General features: G+C 60.7%; 13 protein-coding genes. 6 read left to right on the top strand and 7 right to left on the bottom strand.

The features are described 5' to 3' along the window. Window positions 1-58 precede the first annotated feature (58 nt). Entirely contained in the window at window positions 59-1,723 is a 1,665-nt protein-coding gene (gene ettA, locus J3P75_RS04405; protein WP_434709446.1) for an energy-dependent translational throttle protein EttA, read from the bottom strand. Window positions 1,724-2,011: 288 nt separating this feature from the next. On the opposite strand from ettA, the gene morA reads away from it, so the two are divergent. The 5 genes from morA (at window position 2,012) to J3P75_RS04380 (ending at window position 10,493) form a co-directional block, all read left to right on the top strand. Then, window positions 2,012-5,860 carry a cyclic di-GMP receptor MorA gene (morA, locus tag J3P75_RS04400; RefSeq protein WP_434709445.1) on the top strand — a complete coding sequence of 1,283 codons (3,849 nt, stop codon included), beginning with the start codon at window positions 2,012-2,014 and terminating at the stop codon, window positions 5,858-5,860. Window positions 5,861-6,164: 304 nt separating this feature from the next. Beyond that, window positions 6,165-7,418 carry a serine hydroxymethyltransferase gene (gene glyA / locus J3P75_RS04395; RefSeq protein ID WP_090286474.1) on the top strand — a complete coding sequence of 418 codons (1,254 nt, stop codon included), beginning with the start codon at window positions 6,165-6,167 and terminating at the stop codon, window positions 7,416-7,418. A gap of 276 nt (window positions 7,419-7,694) precedes the next feature. After that, on the top strand, window positions 7,695-9,008 hold the full coding sequence (locus J3P75_RS04390; RefSeq protein WP_332768286.1) for a C4-dicarboxylate transporter DctA: 1,314 nt from the start codon (window positions 7,695-7,697) through the stop codon (window positions 9,006-9,008). 48 nt (window positions 9,009-9,056) lie between these two features. Then, window positions 9,057-9,761 (top strand): FadR/GntR family transcriptional regulator, encoded by a 705-nt coding sequence (locus tag J3P75_RS04385; RefSeq protein ID WP_434709444.1) that lies wholly within the window; start codon window positions 9,057-9,059, stop codon window positions 9,759-9,761. Window positions 9,762-9,782: 21 nt separating this feature from the next. Continuing rightward, window positions 9,783-10,493 (top strand): GntR family transcriptional regulator, encoded by a 711-nt coding sequence (locus tag J3P75_RS04380; RefSeq protein ID WP_434709443.1) that lies wholly within the window; start codon window positions 9,783-9,785, stop codon window positions 10,491-10,493. A gap of 112 nt (window positions 10,494-10,605) precedes the next feature. Here J3P75_RS04380 and yjiA read toward each other — a convergent pair whose 3' ends face one another. From yjiA to J3P75_RS04365, 3 genes are all read right to left on the bottom strand, one after another. After that, complete coding sequence (yjiA, locus tag J3P75_RS04375) at window positions 10,606-11,580, bottom strand: GTPase (RefSeq protein ID WP_434709442.1); 975 nt, start codon at window positions 11,578-11,580, stop codon at window positions 10,606-10,608. A gap of 161 nt (window positions 11,581-11,741) precedes the next feature. Continuing rightward, entirely contained in the window at window positions 11,742-11,939 is a 198-nt protein-coding gene (locus J3P75_RS04370; RefSeq protein WP_003228401.1) for a YbdD/YjiX family protein, read from the bottom strand. 15 nt (window positions 11,940-11,954) lie between these two features. Then, window positions 11,955-14,021, bottom strand: coding sequence for a carbon starvation CstA family protein (locus tag J3P75_RS04365; protein ID WP_041477781.1), 2,067 nt, complete (start codon window positions 14,019-14,021; stop codon window positions 11,955-11,957). 161 nt (window positions 14,022-14,182) lie between these two features. Between J3P75_RS04365 and J3P75_RS04360 the strand changes: the two genes are divergently transcribed. Beyond that, a complete protein-coding gene (locus tag J3P75_RS04360) occupies window positions 14,183-14,551 on the top strand; it encodes a PilZ domain-containing protein (protein WP_434709441.1) in 369 nt (122 codons plus the stop codon). Between the two features lie 118 nt (window positions 14,552-14,669). On the opposite strand, the gene radA is transcribed toward J3P75_RS04360, so the two are convergent. From radA to J3P75_RS04345, 3 genes are read right to left on the bottom strand one after another with little or no spacing between them, the layout of a single operon-like run. Next, entirely contained in the window at window positions 14,670-16,037 is a 1,368-nt protein-coding gene (radA, locus tag J3P75_RS04355; RefSeq protein ID WP_095181861.1) for a DNA repair protein RadA, read from the bottom strand. Window positions 16,038-16,082: 45 nt separating this feature from the next. After that, window positions 16,083-16,628 (bottom strand): ankyrin repeat domain-containing protein, encoded by a 546-nt coding sequence (locus tag J3P75_RS04350; protein ID WP_434709440.1) that lies wholly within the window; start codon window positions 16,626-16,628, stop codon window positions 16,083-16,085. Window positions 16,629-16,687: 59 nt separating this feature from the next. After that, complete coding sequence (locus tag J3P75_RS04345; protein ID WP_434709439.1) at window positions 16,688-18,229, bottom strand: catalase; 1,542 nt, start codon at window positions 18,227-18,229, stop codon at window positions 16,688-16,690. Window positions 18,230-18,342 lie beyond the last annotated feature (113 nt).

Here is an 18,342-nt window from a genome sequence, read left to right as displayed (position 1 = left end):
AACCAATGCAAAAAAAAACGGAGCCCGAAGGCTCCGCTTTGTCATGCAACCAGCCCAATCAGGCCAGTTTCTTGTGCCGTACCCGATGTGGCTGGGCCGCTGCTTCGCCGAGGCGCTTTTTGCGGTCGGCTTCGTACTCGGTGTAGTTACCCTCGAAGAACACCGCTTGCGAGTCGTCTTCGTACGCCAGGATGTGCGTGGCGACACGGTCAAGGAACCAGCGATCGTGAGAGATCACAATGGCCGCGCCCGGGAAGTCCAGCAGCGCTTCTTCCAGCGAACGCAGGGTTTCCACGTCGAGGTCGTTGGACGGTTCGTCGAGCAGCAGGACGTTGCCGCCCTCCTTCAGGGTCAGCGCCAGGTGCAGACGACCGCGCTCACCACCGGACAGGTCCTTGACGAACTTCTGCTGATCGCCGCCCTTGAAGTTGAAGCGACCGACGTAGGTGCGCGACGGAATCTCGTAGTTGCCGATGCGGATCTGATCGGAACCGTCGGAGATCTGCTGGAACACGGTCTTGCTGCCGTCCAGATCTTCGCGGCTCTGGTCAACGCAGGCCAGTTGCACGGTTTCGCCGACTTCGATGGAGCCGGAATCCGGGGTTTCCTTGCCCATCAGCATGCGGAACAGGGTCGACTTACCGGCACCGTTACCACCGATCACGCCGACAATGGCGCCCTTTGGCATCGAGAACGACAGGTTGTCGATCAGGACGCGATCACCGTAGCCCTTGGTGACGTTCTTGAATTCGATGACCTTGTCGCCCAGACGCGGACCGGCCGGGATGTAGATCTCGTTGGTTTCGCTGCGCTTCTGGAATTCCTGCGATTGCATTTCTTCGAAGCGTTGCAGACGGGCCTTGGATTTCGACTGACGGGCCTTGGCGCCTTTGCGCACCCACTCCAGTTCTTCTTTCATGGCTTTTTCGTGGGCCGACTGCTGCTTGGATTCAGCGGCCAGACGGTCGGACTTGGCTTCGAGCCAACCCGAATAGTTGCCCTCGTAAGGAATGCCCGCACCGCGGTCGAGTTCGAGAATCCAGCCGGCGACGTTGTCGAGGAAGTAACGGTCGTGCGTGATCGCCACCACAGTGCCCGGGAAATCGTGGAGGAAGTGCTCCAGCCAGGCCACGGAGTCGGCATCCAGGTGGTTGGTCGGTTCGTCGAGCAGCAGCATGTCCGGCGCGGACAGCAGCAGACGGCACAGGGCCACACGACGCTTTTCACCACCGGACAGGTGTTCGACTTTCGCGTCCCAGGCTGGCAGACGCAGCGCATCGGCGGCGACTTCCAGTTGACGCTCCAGGTTATGACCGTCGCTGGCCTGCAGGATCGCTTCGAGCCTGGCCTGTTCGGCGGCCAGTTTGTCGAAGTCGGCATCCGGGTCGGCGTAGGCAGCGTAGACCTCGTCCAGACGCGCTTGCGCATCCTTGATCACGCTCACCGCTTCTTCGACCACTTCACGCACGGTCTTGGTCGGATCGAGTTGCGGCTCTTGCGGCAGGTAACCGATGTTCAGGTCCGGCATCGGACGGGCTTCGCCTTCGAACTCGGTGTCGACGCCGGCCATGATTTTCAGCAGCGTGGACTTGCCCGAACCGTTGAGGCCGAGCACGCCGATCTTGGCGCCGGGGAAGAAGGACAACGAAATGTTTTTGAGGATTTCCCGCTTCGGCGGAACAACTTTGCCCAGCCGATGCATGGTGAAGACGTATTGAGCCATGGAGAACCTTGGGTCAGTGACAGATGAATGATTGGAGCGCAGGCGAGGCCTGGCCAGACCGGTGCGCGTCGTTCACGTGATCACGATCAATGCGTGCGCGCAGGAAAAAGTCTGATTGTAGGGGCTGGAACGCCCCCGGTCTAACCGGCAAAGCTACCTGAATGCTCACAGGCAGTCCAGCCGCGAGGGGCTGGCACTTAGCCACGAGTCAAGGCATGCTAGCCGCCCTTTGGGCGTCCGGCTTATAGTGCACGTCGCGCCAGTCCAGCCAATCCGCAGGATCACAGCTTGTCCAACGTCACTCCGCCAGCTTCTGTGAGCAGCACCCCAGCGGCGCCCGGCTCGTCCCTGCGCGGCACATTGAAGGGTGCGTTGGCGACGCTCGTGCTTTTATTGCTGGCGCTGCTGTTCTGGCAACTGCTCGATCAACTGCGCGAAACCCAGAAAAACCAGCGCCAGTACACCATCGACTACACCGCCGACCTCGCCGCCCAGGTCAGCCTGAACATGGCGCTGAACGCGCAAATCGCCCTCAATCTGCTACCGATCGTCGAACAGCCGCAATCAGCCGACGAACAGCAGGCGCTGTTGCGCAAGCTCCAGCAATCGCTGCCCGATCTACGCAGCATGGCCTTGCTCAGCCCTTCCGGGCGGATCATCAGCGACAGCGCCGCAAACAGCGACGACGCCGACTACCTCACCGAACTGGTCCGGCGCAGCCGTGCCCAGGCGCATTATTTCAGCAACGCCGACGATGGCTCGGTGGTGCATTTGTTGCTGCACCAGGCCAGCGGCAGCACCCGTGGTTATTGGGCACTGCGCCTGACGCCGACGTTTTTCGATTCACTGACCAAACAGGGTGAAGCCGGCCTGCGTCCGCTGTGGCTGGTGGAAAACCGCGTCAACCATCAGATCATCAGCCGCGACAAAGCGCAGCCGTCGACCAAACCCGGCGTACTGACCCCGGAGGACCTGGCCAATACCGTGCTGACCGTGCCGCTGAGCAGCAGCGACTGGCAGTTGCGTGGCCTGTTCGACCGCCAGCGGGTGCTCGAAGAGTTGTTGCCGGCGTTCATCGGCAAATGCCTGCTGGGCCTGGCGTTTTCGATGTTGCCGGTGATCGCGCTGCTGAACATGCGTCGGCGTCAGCGCCAGCTGCATGAAGGGCGCCGCCGTTATCAGGACATTTTCGAAGGCACCGGCGTGGCCCTCTGCGTGCTCGATCTGTCGGGCCTCAAGCAGGCGTTCGACAAGGCGCAGATCCAGAGCAGCGACCAGCTCAAGGCCTGGCTCGACCAGCCGCAGCAACGCCAGCAGTTGCTTCAGGAACTGCGCGTCACCGAGGTCAACCAGGTCGCGCTGCAGTTGCTCAACGTCAATTCCTGCGAGCACGCGTGGCAACTGCTGATCGCCGGCCAACCGCATCAGCACTGCGTCATCGGCCAGCAAATTCTCGAGGCGGTTTTGCTGCAACAGGATCAGCTGGAGCTGGAAATCAAACTGCCGGACGGCAACGGTCGCGACCAACATCTGTGGATGGTGCTGCGCCTGCCCAACGAACAAGACGATTACAAAGCGGTGATCCTCAGCATCAACGACATCACCAGCCGCAAGCTGATCGAACTGTCGCTGCTCGAGCGCGAGGGTTTCTGGTCGGATGTGGTGCGCACCGTGCCGGACCATCTGTATGTGCAGGATGTGATCAGCCAGCGGATGATTTTCAGCAACCATCACCTCGGCCAGACGCTGGGCTACAACCGCAGCGAACTGCACCAGATGGGCGAATACTTCTGGGAAATCCTCCTGCACCCGGAAGATGCCGACCACTACCATCGCTCGCGGCAGCTGCAGCGCCACGCCGGTTACAGCCAGTTGCTGCAATGCCAGTTGCGTTTCCGTCATCGCGACGGCAAGTGGCGGCGCTTCGATATCCGTGAACAGGCACTGGCGCGGGACAAGCACGATCAGGTCACGCGGATCATCGGCGTGGCCAAGGACATTACCGAGCAGATCGAGGCCAGCGAATCCCTGCGCGACAGCGAGCAGCGTTACCGGATGCTCGCCGAAAGCATCAGCGACGTGATCTTCTCCACCGACAGCAAGCTCTCGCTGAACTACGTCAGCCCGTCGGTGCAAGCGGTGCTGGGTTACAACGCCGAGTGGATTTTCCACAACGGCTGGCAATCGACCATCGCCAATCCCGGGCAACTGAACGGCATCTACGCCCTGATGGACCGCGTCAGCAAAGCCCTGGACAAGCCCGAACAATTGGCCTTGCTGCGCAGTCAGGTGCAGACGCAACTGTTCCTGTTCGACTGCCTGCGCGCCGATGGCCGCAAGATCCCGATCGAGTTGCGCCTGGTGCTGGTCTGGGACGAGCATGGGGCCTTCGAAGGCGTGCTCGGCGTGGGCCGCGACATCAGCCAGCAACGCCGCGCCGAAAAAGACCTGCGCATGGCCGCCACGGTATTCGAGCATTCGACCTCGGCCATCCTGATCACCGACCCGGCCGGTTACATCGTCCAGGCCAACGAAGCGTTCAGCCGCGTCAGTGGCTACGCGGTGGGCGAAGTGCTCGACCAGTTGCCCAACATGCTCACCGTCGATGAACAGCAGGACGCGCACCTGCGCTACGTGCTCAAGCAACTGCACGAGCACAGCACCTGGGAAGGCGAGGTCTGGATGAAGCGCCGCAACGGCGAGCATTATCCTGCGTGGGTCGGGATTACCGCAGTGCTCGACGACGAGGGCGATCTGGCCAGCTACGTGTGTTTCTTCAGCGACATCAGCGAGCGCAAGGCCAGCGAACAGCGCATTCACCGCCTCGCCTACTACGACGCCCTGACCCATCTGCCCAATCGCACGCTGTTCCAGGATCGCCTGCACACCGCGCTGCAAGCGGCTGAACGGCAGAAGTCGTGGGTGGTGCTGATGTTCCTTGATCTCGACCGGTTCAAGCCAATCAACGACTCCCTCGGCCACGCCGCTGGCGATCGCATGCTCAAGGACATGGCCACGCGTCTGCTGGCCTGTGTCGGTGAAGACGACACTGTGGCGCGCATGGGCGGCGACGAATTCACCCTGCTGCTGCAACATCGGTCCAGCCGCGAACTGGCCCTGAACCGGGCGATTCACGTCGCCGAGCAGATCCTTGGCAGTCTGGTGCGGCCGTTCGTGCTCGAGGGCCGCGAATTCTTTGTCACTGCGAGTATCGGCATCGCCCTCAGTCCCCAGGACGGCAACGAACTCAGCCAGTTGATGAAGAACGCCGACACGGCGATGTACCACGCCAAGGAGCGCGGCAAGAACAACTTCCAGTTCTATCAGGCTGACATGAACGCCAGTGCGCTGGAGCGTCTGGAGCTGGAAAGCGACTTGCGTCACGCCCTGGAGCAGAACGAATTCGTCCTGTATTACCAGCCGCAGTTCAGCGGCGACGGCAAACGCCTGACCGGCGCCGAAGCGCTGCTGCGCTGGCGCCATCCACGTCGCGGGCTGGTGCCGCCGGGGGATTTCATACCGGTGCTGGAAGAACTCGGGCTGGTGGTCGACGTCGGCGACTGGGTGATCAGCGAAGCCTGCCGCCAGTTGAAAACCTGGCACCAGCAACGGGTGCGCGTGCCGAAGGTGTCGGTGAACATCTCGGCGCGGCAGTTCTCCGACGGCCAGCTCGGCACGCGCATCGCCACGATCCTGCGCGAAACCGGTCTGCCGCCGGCGTGTCTGGAGCTGGAACTGACCGAAAGTATCCTGATGCGCGAGGTCAGCGAGGCGATGCAGATTCTCGCCGGCCTGAAGAACCTTGGCCTGAGCATCGCCGTCGACGACTTTGGCACCGGTTATTCATCGCTGAACTACCTCAAGCAATTCCCGATTGATGTGCTGAAAATCGACCGCACCTTCGTCGATGGCCTGCCCTCGGGCGAACAGGACGCGCAAATCGCCCGGGCGATCATCGCCATGGCCCACAGCCTGAACCTGGCGGTGATCGCCGAGGGCGTGGAAACCCACGAGCAACTGGACTTCCTGCGTGAGCACGGTTGCGACGAGGTGCAGGGCTACCTGTTCGGCCGGCCGATGCCGGCGGGACGGTTCGAGGCGCAGTTCAGCAATGACGCGCTGTTCATGTTCGACTGAAAATCTGCGGCGCGGCCTACGTTGATCGTTCCCACGCTCTGCGTGGGAATGCCTCACTGGACGCTCTGCGTCCGCTTCGGCAAGTGACGCGGAGCGTCACGGGCTGCATTCCCACGCAGAGCGTGGGAACGATCAACCTGGGATCCTGTAGGAGTGCGCCTGCTCGCGATGAGGCCGGCACAACCACCATCTATCTGCGCATGAACGCCACTTGTCTGCGACATGATGCCGTTTCATATGCCATCCAAAAGCGGTTGGGTTAGAATGCCCCCCTTTTCTGCCCCCCCGATCCTTGAGGACCGCCATGTTCAGCCGTGATTTGACTATTGCCAAGTACGACGCCGACCTTTTTGCCGCCATGGAGCAAGAAGCTCAGCGTCAGGAAGAACACATCGAGCTGATCGCTTCGGAAAACTACACCAGCCCAGCGGTGATGGAAGCTCAAGGCTCGGTCCTGACCAACAAGTACGCCGAAGGCTACCCGGGCAAGCGCTACTACGGTGGTTGCGAGTACGTCGATGTGGTCGAGCAACTGGCCATCGACCGTGCCAAGGAACTGTTCGGCGCCGATTACGCCAACGTTCAACCGCACGCCGGTTCCCAAGCCAACGCCGCTGTGTACCTGGCCCTGCTGTCGGCCGGTGACACCATTCTGGGCATGAGCCTGGCCCACGGCGGTCACCTGACCCACGGCGCCAGCGTTTCCTCCTCGGGCAAGCTGTACAACGCCGTGCAGTACGGCATCGACGCCAACGGCCTGATCGACTACGACGAAGTCGAGCGCCTGGCGGTCGAGCACAAGCCGAAAATGATCGTGGCCGGTTTCTCTGCCTACTCGCAGATCCTCGACTTCCCGCGCTTCCGCGCCATCGCGGACAAAGTCGGTGCCTACCTGTTCGTCGACATGGCCCACGTGGCCGGTCTGGTCGCCGCTGGCGTCTACCCGAACCCGGTGCCGTTCGCTGACGTCGTCACCACCACCACGCACAAGACCCTGCGCGGTCCACGTGGCGGTCTGATCCTGGCGCGCGCCAACGCCGACATCGAGAAGAAGCTCAACTCCGCCGTATTCCCGGGCGCCCAGGGCGGCCCGCTGGAGCACGTGATCGCTGCCAAGGCGATCTGCTTCAAGGAAGCGCTGCAGCCTGAGTTCAAGGTCTACCAGCAACAAGTGGTGAAAAATGCCCAGGCCATGGCCAGCGTATTCATCGAGCGCGGTTTCGACGTGGTTTCGGGCGGTACTGAAAACCACCTGTTCCTGCTGTCGCTGATCAAGCAGGAAATCTCCGGTAAAGACGCCGACGCCGCGCTGGGCAAAGCGTTCATCACCGTGAACAAGAACTCCGTGCCTAACGATCCACGTTCGCCGTTCGTTACCTCCGGTCTGCGTTTCGGTACTCCGGCAGTGACCACTCGCGGCTTCAAAGAGGCTGAGTGCAAAGAGCTGGCCGGCTGGATCTGCGACATCCTGGCTGACCTGAACAACGAAGCGGTGATCGACGCCGTTCGTGAAAAAGTCAAAGCCATCTGCAAGAAGTTGCCGGTATACGGCGCGTAAATCGCGACTACACCCGCAGCAGGAAAAACCGGCCAAGTGATTGGCCGGTTTTTTTTCGCCCGTATTTTTTCAAACGCCTGAACCGCTCAAGCATGGGGCTTGCCGCTGAACTGGTCAGACCGGTCATGCCAATTCGTCAATTTTCACTTGCGATGATGGAAAATCAGCGCCTAGACTGCGCCTGCACTGGACATACCGGTAAGGCCACAATAATTAAGTCCTGAATCCGATGCGCCAAGCGTGCGGCAGCCAGGACACCGACCCAGGATTCCTCCCATGCTCAGATGGTGCTCGCGTTCAATCTTCCTCCAAGTGGTTCTCGGCCTGATGCTCGGCATCGTCTGCGGGCTGACCCTCCCGGAATACTCGGCTCAGCTCAAACCGCTCGGCGACGGTTTCATCAAACTGATCAAGATGCTCATCGGCCTGATCGTGTTTTGCGTGGTAGTCAGCGGCATCAGTGGCGCGGGCGACCTGAAGAAGGTCGGGCGCATCGGCCTCAAATCGGTGATCTACTTCGAAGTGCTGACCACCATCGCCTTGGTGATCGGCCTGGTGTTCGCCTTCAGCACCGGCATCGGCAGCGGCGCGAATATTCATCTGGAACAACTGTCCCGCGCTGACATGGGCGACCTCGCCGAGCGCGGCCAGCACATGCACACCACCACGCAATTTCTGATGGACCTGATCCCGACCTCGGTGATCGGTGCCTTCGCCGACAACAACATCCTGCAAGTGCTGCTGTTCTCGGTGCTGTTCGGCAGCGCGCTGAATCTGGTCGGCGAAGCGGCGTCGGGAATTTCGCGCCTGATCAACGAACTGAGCCATGTGATCTTCCGCATCATGGGCATGATCGTGCGTCTGGCACCGATCGGCGTGTTCGGCGCCATCGCCTTCACCACCAGCAAATATGGCCTGGATTCGCTGCAGCATCTGGGCAGCCTGGTCGGTCTGTTCTATCTCACCTGCATCGCGTTTGTCAGCGTGATTCTCGGTCTGGTGATGCGTGCTTCCGGCCTGCGCATGTGGCCGCTGCTCAAGTACCTGCGCGAAGAACTGCTGATCGTCATGGGCACCGCCTCCTCTGACGCCGTGCTGCCGCAGATCATGCGCAAGCTCGAACACTTGGGCATCGGCAGTTCGACCGTCGGGCTGGTGATTCCAACCGGGTACTCGTTCAACCTCGACGGTTTTTCGATCTACCTGACCCTGGCCATCGTGTTCATCGCCAACGCCACTGGCACACCGCTGGCGATGACCGACCTGCTGACAATTTTGCTGGTGTCGCTGATCACCTCCAAAGGTGCCCACGGCATTCCCGGTTCGGCGCTGGTGATTCTGGCGGCAACGCTGACCGCGATTCCGGCGATCCCGGTGGTCGGTCTGGTGCTGGTGCTCGCGGTGGACTGGTTCATGGGCATCGGCCGCGCGCTGACCAACCTGATCGGCAACTGCGTCGCCACCGTCGCCATCGCCCGCTGGGAAAAGGACATCGACGTGCAACGGGCCAACAAAGTGCTCAACGGCGAACAGGGCTATAACTTCCAGCCGAGAAAAACCGTCGCCCAGGCGGCGGCCAAAGAATTCTGATTGATCGCGGTGCCTGCTGACAGGCGGGCACGGCGCAGGAGCCAATACGTGATTACAACTTCAACCGTCGTCAACTCAGTGGTGGAAAAGCTCCGCGCGGCGCTGGCCCGTGGTCAGTGGCGCAGCGGTGAAATGCTGCCGGGCCAGCGTGAACTGGCCGAACAATTAGGCATCAGCCGGCCGAGCCTGCGCGAAGCGGTGATCGTTCTGGAAACCCTTGGCCTGGTGCGTGCGATGCCGGGCAAGGGCGTGGTCGTGCTCGACGCGCAACTGAGCGACAACCCGAGCCACGACAGCGCAGTCGCCGGCGCCAGCCTCGAAGACGTGCTGCAACTGCGCTACACCCTCGAGCCGTTCATTGTCGGCCTGGTCGCGCAATCGATCAGCAGCAAGGAAGTCGGACAGTTGCGCCTGACCCTGATGGACATGCGCGAAGCCCTCGAAGCGGGCGACAGCGAAGCCGGCGTCAGCGCCTACATCGCCTTCCATGAAGAGCTGTTCACCCTGACTTCGAATCCGATTTTCCAAAGCGTCGTGCAGCAGACCAGTAACGCGCTCAAGCAAAGCGCCGAAGTACTGCGCAACTCTCCCGAGCATCTGGCCGAACGTCTGCAAGAAAACGAAGCGGTGGTCCGCGCGATCCGCAGCAAGAACAGCGCCCAGGCCAGCGCCGAAATGCGCCGGCACATTCTGCGAGAAGGCCAGCGCATGGGCATCGAGCTGAATATCCCGGAAGACAACCTGCCCAACTGAAGCTCTATCTGGAGACCGGCCATGAACAGTGTCGCCGCAACGCCGCACGCTCACTCTGCAGGCGCCCCTCTGCCCTTCACGCGCCTGCGCGCCGCGGTGGACGATCTGTATCCACGCCTGCTCGAAGCGATTCTGGAGCAGCGGATCACCCCGGCCAGCCGTTTTACCGAAGACAGCCTGAAACAACTATTCGGTGCCAGCCGCGCTGACGTCCGCCGGGTGCTGACGCAACTTGCCCATGAGCACATCGTGGTGCTGCGGGCCAATCATCGACCACGCATCGCCGCGCCTGACTCGGAACAGACCCGCCAGGCCTTGCATGCGCGTCGGCTGGCTGAGAACACGCTGGTCAGATTGGCCTGTCAGAGTACGCAGCCAGATGATTTGAAACGCTTGCGCACGTTGATAGAGCGCGAGAAGCGCGCCATCGAGCAGGACCGGCGCGGTACGGCGATTCGGTTGTCGGGGGAGTTTCATCTGCAGTTGGCACGGATGGCGGGTAACGCACCGCTGGCGCATTTTTTGAGCAGTCTGGTGCCGCTGACATCGCTGGCGATTGCGCGATGCGAGGGCTCTACGCGCAGCTGTTGCGCCTGGCAGGAGCATCTGGCGCTGGTTGAGGCGATGGCATCCGGGAGAGTCGCTGAAGCCATGATGTTGATGAATCAGCATCTGGATCAGCTTGAGCAGGCACTGCTGGGGTCAGACCTTGAGCATTACAGTGTGGGTTAAACCGCTATCGCTAGCAGGCTAGCTCCCACAGTGGAGCGCATTCTTACCGTTGGAATGCATTCCCTGTGGGAGCTAGCCTGCTAGCGATAGGTCCCTCACTCACACCGATGAACTATGAGGCAGAAGCCACCCGCGCAAACCCCGCCCGAATCTGCTCTTCCGGCAAATCATCGGCAATAAATACCATCACACTTTCACGTTTCTCGCCCTCGGCCCATTCGGTGTCCCAATCGAAACCGTAAAGTTTCAGTACGCCCTGAAACACCAGCCGCCGATCCTCCCCGGCGATGTTCAACACACCTTTGTAACGCAGCAATTGCTTGCCGTGCTCTTCCAGCAGTTCGTTCATGAACTCGCTGAGCTGATCGATATCCAGCGGCTGATCGGTGCGCAGCACCAGGCTGGAAATCCGATCGATCGACGGCGCCTGGCCCACCGGACGCAGGCTCAAGCCGCCGCCAGGATCGGCATTCAGGTTAAAGCCGCGCACATCCAGCAGTTCCGCCAGATTGATGTTGCCGTGCTCGACCACACGGATCGGCGCACGGCGGTTGATCCGCGTCAGCCGCTCGCTCAGCGCGGTGAAAGTGGCATGGTCAACCAGATCGGTCTTGCTCACCAACAGGCGGTCGGCGAAACCGATCTGCGCCTGGGCGATGGTCTGGCTCAGATGCACGTCGGCATGCGCGGCATCGACCAGGGTAATGATGCCGTCGAGCAGATAACGCTCACGCAGTTCTTCGTCGATGAAAAAGGTCTGGGCCACCGGCGCTGGATCGGCAAGGCCTGTGCACTCGATCACCAGACGATCAAAAGCGATCTCGCCGCTGTCCAGCCGTTCGAGCAGCAAATACAGCGCCTTGGTCAGGTCGGTGTGAATGGTGCAGCAGACGCAGCCGTTGGCCAGGGTCATGACTTGCACTGGCTCGTCGCCGAGCAATTGGGTGTCGATGCCGGCGTCGCTGAATTCGTTTTCGATCACGGCGATTTTCAGGCCGTGCTCGGCTTTCAATAAATGGCGCAGCAAAGTGGTCTTGCCGGCGCCGAGGAAACCGCTGAGGACCGTGACCGGAATGGGAGAGGACAAAACTCGATCTCCTTCACAATGAATGAACAATACAAAAACAACTGTGGGAGCCAGCCTGCTGGCGATGAGGGTGTGTCAGTCGAAATTTCCGTCGACTGACACTCCGCCATCGCTGGCAGGCCAGCTCCCACAGGGGATTACCTCAACCTGATACTGTCAGCTCAACAGCACTTCGGCCCACCCTTGCCACCGTAACGCGCCTCCTGACGTTCGCGAAAGAACATCTCGTAGCTCATCACCGGTTTGTCCGGGTGTTTGGTTTGCATATGCTCGACGTAGGTGTCGTAGTCGGGCATGCCGACCATCAGGCGTGCGGCCTGACCGAGGTATTTACCGAGGCGACTCAGGTCATTGAACATGCTGCAATCCTCTGGTTACGCATCCGGCAGGGCCTGGAATGGCGATTCTTTATCCGTACGCTCTTTCTTGCCCCAGGCGGCTATGCCGACCTTGAGCGCATAGAACAGGATGCTGAACACCACGAACAGGAACAGCGCGGTGAGCGTTGCGTTGGTGTAGGCGTTGAAGATCACGTGCTGCATCTGCTCGACACTTTTCGCCGGTGCCAGCACCTGACCATTGGCCAGCGCATCGCTGTACTTCTTCGCCAGCGACAGGAAGCCGATCGCCGGGTTGGCGTCGAACAGCTTGATGAAGCCTGCGGTCGTGGTGCAGATCAACAGCCAGGTAGCAGGCAGCAGGGTGACCCAGATGTAGCGCTGGCGCTTCATCTTGATCAGGACCACGGTGCCGAGCATCAGCGCGATACCGGCGAGCATCTGGTTGGAGATGCCGAACAGTGGCCACAGGGTGTTGATGCCGCCCAGTGGATCGATCACGCCCTGGTACAGCAACCAACCCCACATCGCCACACAGCCGGCGGTGGCGATCAGGTTGGCGGTCCACGATTCGGTGCGTTTCAGCGCCGGAACGAACGAGCCGAGCAGATCCTGCAGCATGAAACGCCCCGCACGGGTACCGGCGTCGACTGCGGTCAGAATGAACAGCGCTTCGAACAGAATCGCGAAGTGGTACCAGAACGCCATGGTGTTTTCACCCGGCAGGACACTGTGCAGAATCTGCGCAATCCCCACCGCCAGGGTCGGCGCACCGCCGGCACGGGCCAGAATGGTGGTTTCACCAATGTCATGGGCAACCGCTTGCAGCGCTTCAGGCGTGATCGCGAAGCCCCAACTGGTGACCATCTGCGCCACTGACGCGGCATCACTTCCCACCACGGCAGCCGGGCTGTTCATGGCGAAGTACACGCCCGGCTCGATCACCGAAGCGGCAACCATGGCCATGATTGCCACGAACGATTCCATCAGCATGCCGCCATAACCGATGTAGCGCGCGTTGGTTTCGTTATCCAGCAGCTTCGGCGTGGTACCCGAAGAAATCAGTGCGTGGAAGCCCGATACCGCACCACAGGCGATGGTGATGAACAGGAACGGAAACAGGCCGCCCTTCCACACCGGCCCGGTGCCGTCGACAAACTGGGTCAGCGCCGGCATTTTCAGCTCGGGCATGGTGACCAGAATGCCGATCGCCAGCGCGACGATGGTGCCGATCTTGAGGAAGGTCGATAGATAGTCACGCGGCGCGAGAATCAGCCAGACCGGCAGCGACGCGGCGACAAAACCGTAACCGACGAGCATCCAGGTAATCTGCACACCGGTGAAGGTGAACGCCTTGGCCCACACCGGATCGGCAGCAATCTGCCCACCGAGCCAGATCGAACCTAGCAGCAGCAACACGCCGACCACGGAGATTTCGCCGATGCGGCCCGGGCGGATGTAGCGCATGTAGATGCCCATGAACATCGCGATCGGGATGGTCGCCATCACGGTGAAGATGCCCCATGGGCTTTCCGCCAGTGCCTTGACCACGATCAGCGCCAGCACCGCAAGGATGATGATCATGATCAGGAAGCAGCCGAACAGCGCGATGGTCCCGGGAATCCGGCCCATTTCTTCACGCACCATATCGCCCAGGGAACGGCCGTTGCGTCGGGTCGACATGAACAGGACCATGAAGTCCTGCACCGCGCCCGCCAGCACCACACCGGCAATCAGCCAGAGCGTACCGGGCAGATAGCCCATCTGCGCCGCCAATACCGGGCCGACCAGCGGCCCCGCGCCAGCGATGGCCGCGAAGTGGTGACCGAAAAGAATGTGTTTGTTGGTCGGCACATAGTCCAGACCATCGTTGTTGAGCACGGCGGGGGTGGCCCGACGCGGATCCAGTTGCATCACGTTGTTGGCGATGAACAGACTGTAGTAACGGTACGCAACCAGATAAATGGCCACAGCAGCGACCACGATCCACAAGGCGTTGATCGCCTCGCCGCGGCGCAATGCCACTACGCCCAGGGCGCACGCTCCTACGATTGCCAGCACTAGCCAGGGTAAGTGGCGTAGCAGGCTATTATTATTTTTCATTTTTTTATTCCAGCCAGGGTGGACAAGAAAGACAGCCACCCCGAGTTTAGCGCTAACGGTGCCAAAGGCCATACCCCGACATAGGTCTATCTGAGCCCTTTCGCGCTGGCACGCTCGGACAAGGCGGGTCTATAGTCAGCGAACCTTCGGAGGATTGCGCCATGAGCGAGCACCCAGCCAACCGTCGTCGCTTCAAACGTATTGCGTTCGATGCCAGAACCGAGCTGAGCCAAGGCGAGTACATCTGGCCGGTCAAACTGATCGACCTGTCACTCAAGGGATTGTTGATCGAGCGGCCGGAGCCGTGGCTCGGCGATCGGGAAAAGGATTTTTTCGTCGACATTCATCTGAGCGATGACGTCGATATCCAAATGGACATACAACTGGCCCACGAGGAAAACGGCCATTTGGGGTTCATCTGCCGACATATCAGCCTGGAGTCGATCCAGCGCTTGCGGCGGCTGATCGAGCTGAACCTGGCGGATGAGGCCGAGCTCGAGCGCGAATTGGGCGCCCTGATCGAAATCTAGCGTCCTCCACCGGTCAATGTAGGAGTGAGCCTGCTCGCGATAGCGGTTCGTCATTCAACAAATCTGTTGGCTGACACTCCGCTATCGCGAGCAGGCACACTCCTACAGGGAATTGTGGTTATTCGAAGAGTGCGTCGAGGGCCTGTTCGAGGCGGGTCACAGCAATGATCTGCAGCCCTGCCGGCGATTCCTTCGGCGCGTTGCCCTTGGGCACGATCGCGCGTTTGAAACCATGCTTGGCCGCTTCCTTCAAGCGCTCCTGCCCGCTCGGCACCGGGCGCACTTCACCGGACAGACCGACCTCGCCAAACACCAGTAGATCATGCGGCAACGGCCGGTTGCGCAAGCTCGACATGACCGCCGCCATCAGCGCCAGATCGGAAGCGGTTTCCAGCACCTTGACCCCGCCGACCACGTTGAGGAATACATCCTGATCGTGAGTCGGGATCCCGCCGTGGCGGTGCAGAACCGCGAGCAACATCGCCAAGCGGTTCTGATCCAGACCCAGCGTCACCCGGCGCGGATTGGCCAGATGGCTGTCATCGACCAGCGCCTGCACTTCCACCAGCATTGGCCGGGTGCCTTCCCACGTCGCCATGACCACACTGCCCGGGACTTCTTCCTGGGCGCGCGTGAGAAAGATCGCCGAAGGGTTGGAGACTTCTTTCAAACCCTTGTCGGTCATGCCGAACACGCCCAGCTCGTTGACTGCGCCGAAACGATTCTTCACCGCACGCAACAAGCGCAGGCGACCGTCGGACTCACCCTCGAAATACAGCACGGTGTCGACCATGTGCTCGAGCACACGGGGACCGGCCAATGCGCCTTCCTTGGTAACGTGGCCGACGAGGAAAATCGCCGTACCGCTCTGCTTGGCGTAACGCACCAGCAGCGCCGCACTTTCGCGCACCTGGGAAACGCCGCCGGGTGCCGATTGCAGTTGTTCGGTGAAAATCGTCTGGATCGAGTCGATCACCATCACCTTGGGTTTTTCCTGGCGAGCGGTGGCGATGATGGTTTCGATGCAGGTTTCGGTCATCACGCGTAGCTGGTCCTGCGGCAAGCCGAGGCGGCGTGCGCGCATGGCCACTTGCTGCTGGGATTCTTCACCAGTGACGTACAGCGCCGGCATGCTCTTGGCGAGGTTGCACAGGGTTTGCAGCAGAATCGTCGACTTGCCGATGCCCGGATCACCGCCGATCAGCACCACCGAACCGTCGACCAGACCGCCGCCGAGCACGCGATCGAGTTCACCGGACGCTGTAGAAAAACGCGGGATTTCTTCGATGCTGACTTCGGCCAGGGTCTTGATCTGCGCTTGTTGCCCGGCCCAACCGGTGCGCCCGGTGGGTGCCGTGGCGCCGCCGCTTTCAATCATGGTTTCGGTCAGCGTGTTCCACGCGCCGCATTCACCGCACTGGCCGGCCCACTTGGGAAAGGTTGCGCCGCACTCGGTGCAGCCGTACATGCGCTTGGCCTTGGCCATCAGAACCCCCGACAAAAACCGCGATGATAACCCACAGGCCGGAGATCAGCGCGGCGCCGGCGTACGGATTTCGCCGCTGGCCAGACGTGCGGCGCTGTTGCCCAACGGGTCTTCGGCGTTCAGGTCGGCGCCCTGGGCTTTCAGCGCATCGAGCAGTTCCAGACGCTTGAACAAGCCGGCATACATCGCCGCCGTCTGCCCGGCGCCGTTACGTTGATCGGGGCTGCAATCGGTGGACATCAAGCGCCGGGCGATCTGGACTTCGCCCTTGAAGATCGCGCCCATCAACGCCGTGTTGCCGCGTTGATCCTGAGCGCAGGCGTCGGCGCCAGCAGCAAGCAAGCGTTCCACCGCGGGCGCCTGACCGTGGTAAGCGGCGAGGATCAGCGCGGTGTAGCCCTTGCTGTCGCGGGTGTCGAGGGAATAGCCCGACTCGATGAACGTCTCGAGCATCGGCACATCCCCGCGCCGCGCGGCGTCGAAATAGTAGTCGCGCAATTGTGCCTGGATCGCCTCGGGACTCTGGTCGATCGGTGCCGCCCAAGCGGTGAGCGAAAGGCACGCGGCCAATAGGAAAAGACAGGTTCGCATCAGCAGTCTCCTTGAACGGAACGGGGCCTGATGCAGGCCCCGCAGGTGTTACCGCACTATCAGTCGACCAGTTTCGCCGCCAGGGCCTTGACCCGGCTCAAGTCGCCCTTGGCCACTTGCGTCACGCCGGTGCCGTATTCCGGATCGGCCTTGTACAAGAAGGACAGAATGATGTGCTTGCTCTCGTCATCGGTGGTGGCCAGCGAACCGCCGAAGCTGTCGATCAGGTCGCGACGTTCCTGCTTGCTGTACGAGCGATACAGATCGCCGGCCTGCTTGAAGTTCTGCTCACGCTGGATCTTCGCCTGCTGAGTGCTGCCCGACAGCGCCAGTTGGCTGTAACGCGCGCTCGAGGTCTCTTCACGCGGTTGCAGACGGCTTGGCTGATAGTTCACACCGCTGCTGCTGGCGCCAAAGTTCATCGCACCATCCTGATTACCATTGTTCACCGCAACTTTCGGCGCGTTGATTGGCAATTGCAGAGCATTGGCGCCCAGGCGATACATTTGTGTATCGGCGTAGGAGAACACTCGGCCCTGCAATAAACGGTCTTCGGAGGGTTCGATACCCGGAACCACATTCGCCGGCGCCATGGCTACTTGTTCGGTTTCCTGAAAGACATTCGCCGGATTACGGTTCAAGACCATTTGTCCAACTTTCCGCTCTGCAATACCCGGCCAGATCTTGGTGGCATCCAATGGATCAAAATCAAACTTGGACAAATCCTGCGGTTTCAGAACTTGAACGTACAAGTCCCATTTCGGGAAGTTGCCTTTATTGATATTGCTCACCAGATCATTGGTCATATGACTGTAATCTTGACCCTGAACTTTGGCGACTTGTTCTGGCGTCAGGTTATTAAGCCCTTGCAAACTCTTCCAGTGAAACTTGACGTAATGAACTTCGCCTTTGGCGTTGACCAACTTATAGGCATGAACACCGTTGCCATCCATCTCCCGATAACTGGCCGGTGTGCCCGCGTTCGAATACAACTCGGTCAGCGTACGGGTGGCTTCCGGTACATGGGAGAAGAAGTCGAAGCGACGCGAATCGTCGTCCAGGTTGGTCCGCGGATCAGGCTTGAACGCGTGAACCATGTCGGGAAACTTGATCGCGTCGCGAATGAAGAAGGTCGGGAAGTTGTTGCCCACCAGGTCCCAGTTACCGTCGGCGGTGTAGAACTTGGTGGCGAAACCGCGTGGGTCACGCAAGGTTTCCGGCGAGTGATTGCCATGCACCACTGCCGAGAAGCGCACGAAGACCGGTGTGGTCTGGCCCGCAGCAAACACTTTGGCCTTGCTCAGGTCACTGAGGTCGTTGGTCACCGTGAATGTGCCGTGAGCACCGGTACCGCGGGCGTGAACCACGCGCTCGGGAATGCGCTCGCGGTCGAAACGCTGCAGTTTCTGAATCAGTTGCACGTCCTGCAGCAGAACCGGGCCGTTGGCGCCAGCGGTCTGCGAATTCTGGTTATCACCGACGGCTGCGCCGTTGTCACGGGTCAGTGGCGCTGCATTCACGGAGAAACTCAGCAGGCCGGCGGTAAGTACACCGAGCGTGCGGCGACGGGGAAAAGCCCCCAGTCCAGGTAAGGAAGTCATATCAGGATCCTCTGGTTGTTTTGGCGGCGCATCCAGGTGCGCCAAGCCAAGGCTAGAGGCCTGCGGCGATGAACATAAATAGAAAGAACGTAACACCATGATTGAGAAAAATG

Origin of the sequence: Pseudomonas sp. R1-1 (assembly GCF_051132135.1) — a bacterium.
Classification (GTDB): Bacteria; Pseudomonadota; Gammaproteobacteria; order Pseudomonadales; family Pseudomonadaceae; genus Aquipseudomonas.
The sequence above is the reverse complement of the archived record's forward strand: the minus strand, read 5'-3'. Positions and strand labels throughout refer to the sequence as shown.

Coding starts and splice junctions, on each gene's coding strand:
- radA (WP_095181861.1), bottom strand. CDS start 16,037: ATGGCCAAGGCCAAGCGCATGTACGGCTGCACCGAGTGCGGCGCAACC.
- ettA (WP_434709446.1), bottom strand. CDS start 1,723: ATGGCTCAATACGTCTTCACCATGCATCGGCTGGGCAAAGTTGTTCCG.
- glyA (WP_090286474.1), top strand. CDS start 6,165: ATGTTCAGCCGTGATTTGACTATTGCCAAGTACGACGCCGACCTTTTT.
- J3P75_RS04360 (WP_434709441.1), top strand. CDS start 14,183: ATGAGCGAGCACCCAGCCAACCGTCGTCGCTTCAAACGTATTGCGTTC.
- J3P75_RS04390 (WP_332768286.1), top strand. CDS start 7,695: ATGCTCAGATGGTGCTCGCGTTCAATCTTCCTCCAAGTGGTTCTCGGC.
- J3P75_RS04380 (WP_434709443.1), top strand. CDS start 9,783: ATGAACAGTGTCGCCGCAACGCCGCACGCTCACTCTGCAGGCGCCCCT.
- J3P75_RS04370 (WP_003228401.1), bottom strand. CDS start 11,939: ATGTTCAATGACCTGAGTCGCCTCGGTAAATACCTCGGTCAGGCCGCA.
- J3P75_RS04365 (WP_041477781.1), bottom strand. CDS start 14,021: ATGAAAAATAATAATAGCCTGCTACGCCACTTACCCTGGCTAGTGCTG.
- J3P75_RS04345 (WP_434709439.1), bottom strand. CDS start 18,229: ATGACTTCCTTACCTGGACTGGGGGCTTTTCCCCGTCGCCGCACGCTC.
- J3P75_RS04350 (WP_434709440.1), bottom strand. CDS start 16,628: ATGCGAACCTGTCTTTTCCTATTGGCCGCGTGCCTTTCGCTCACCGCT.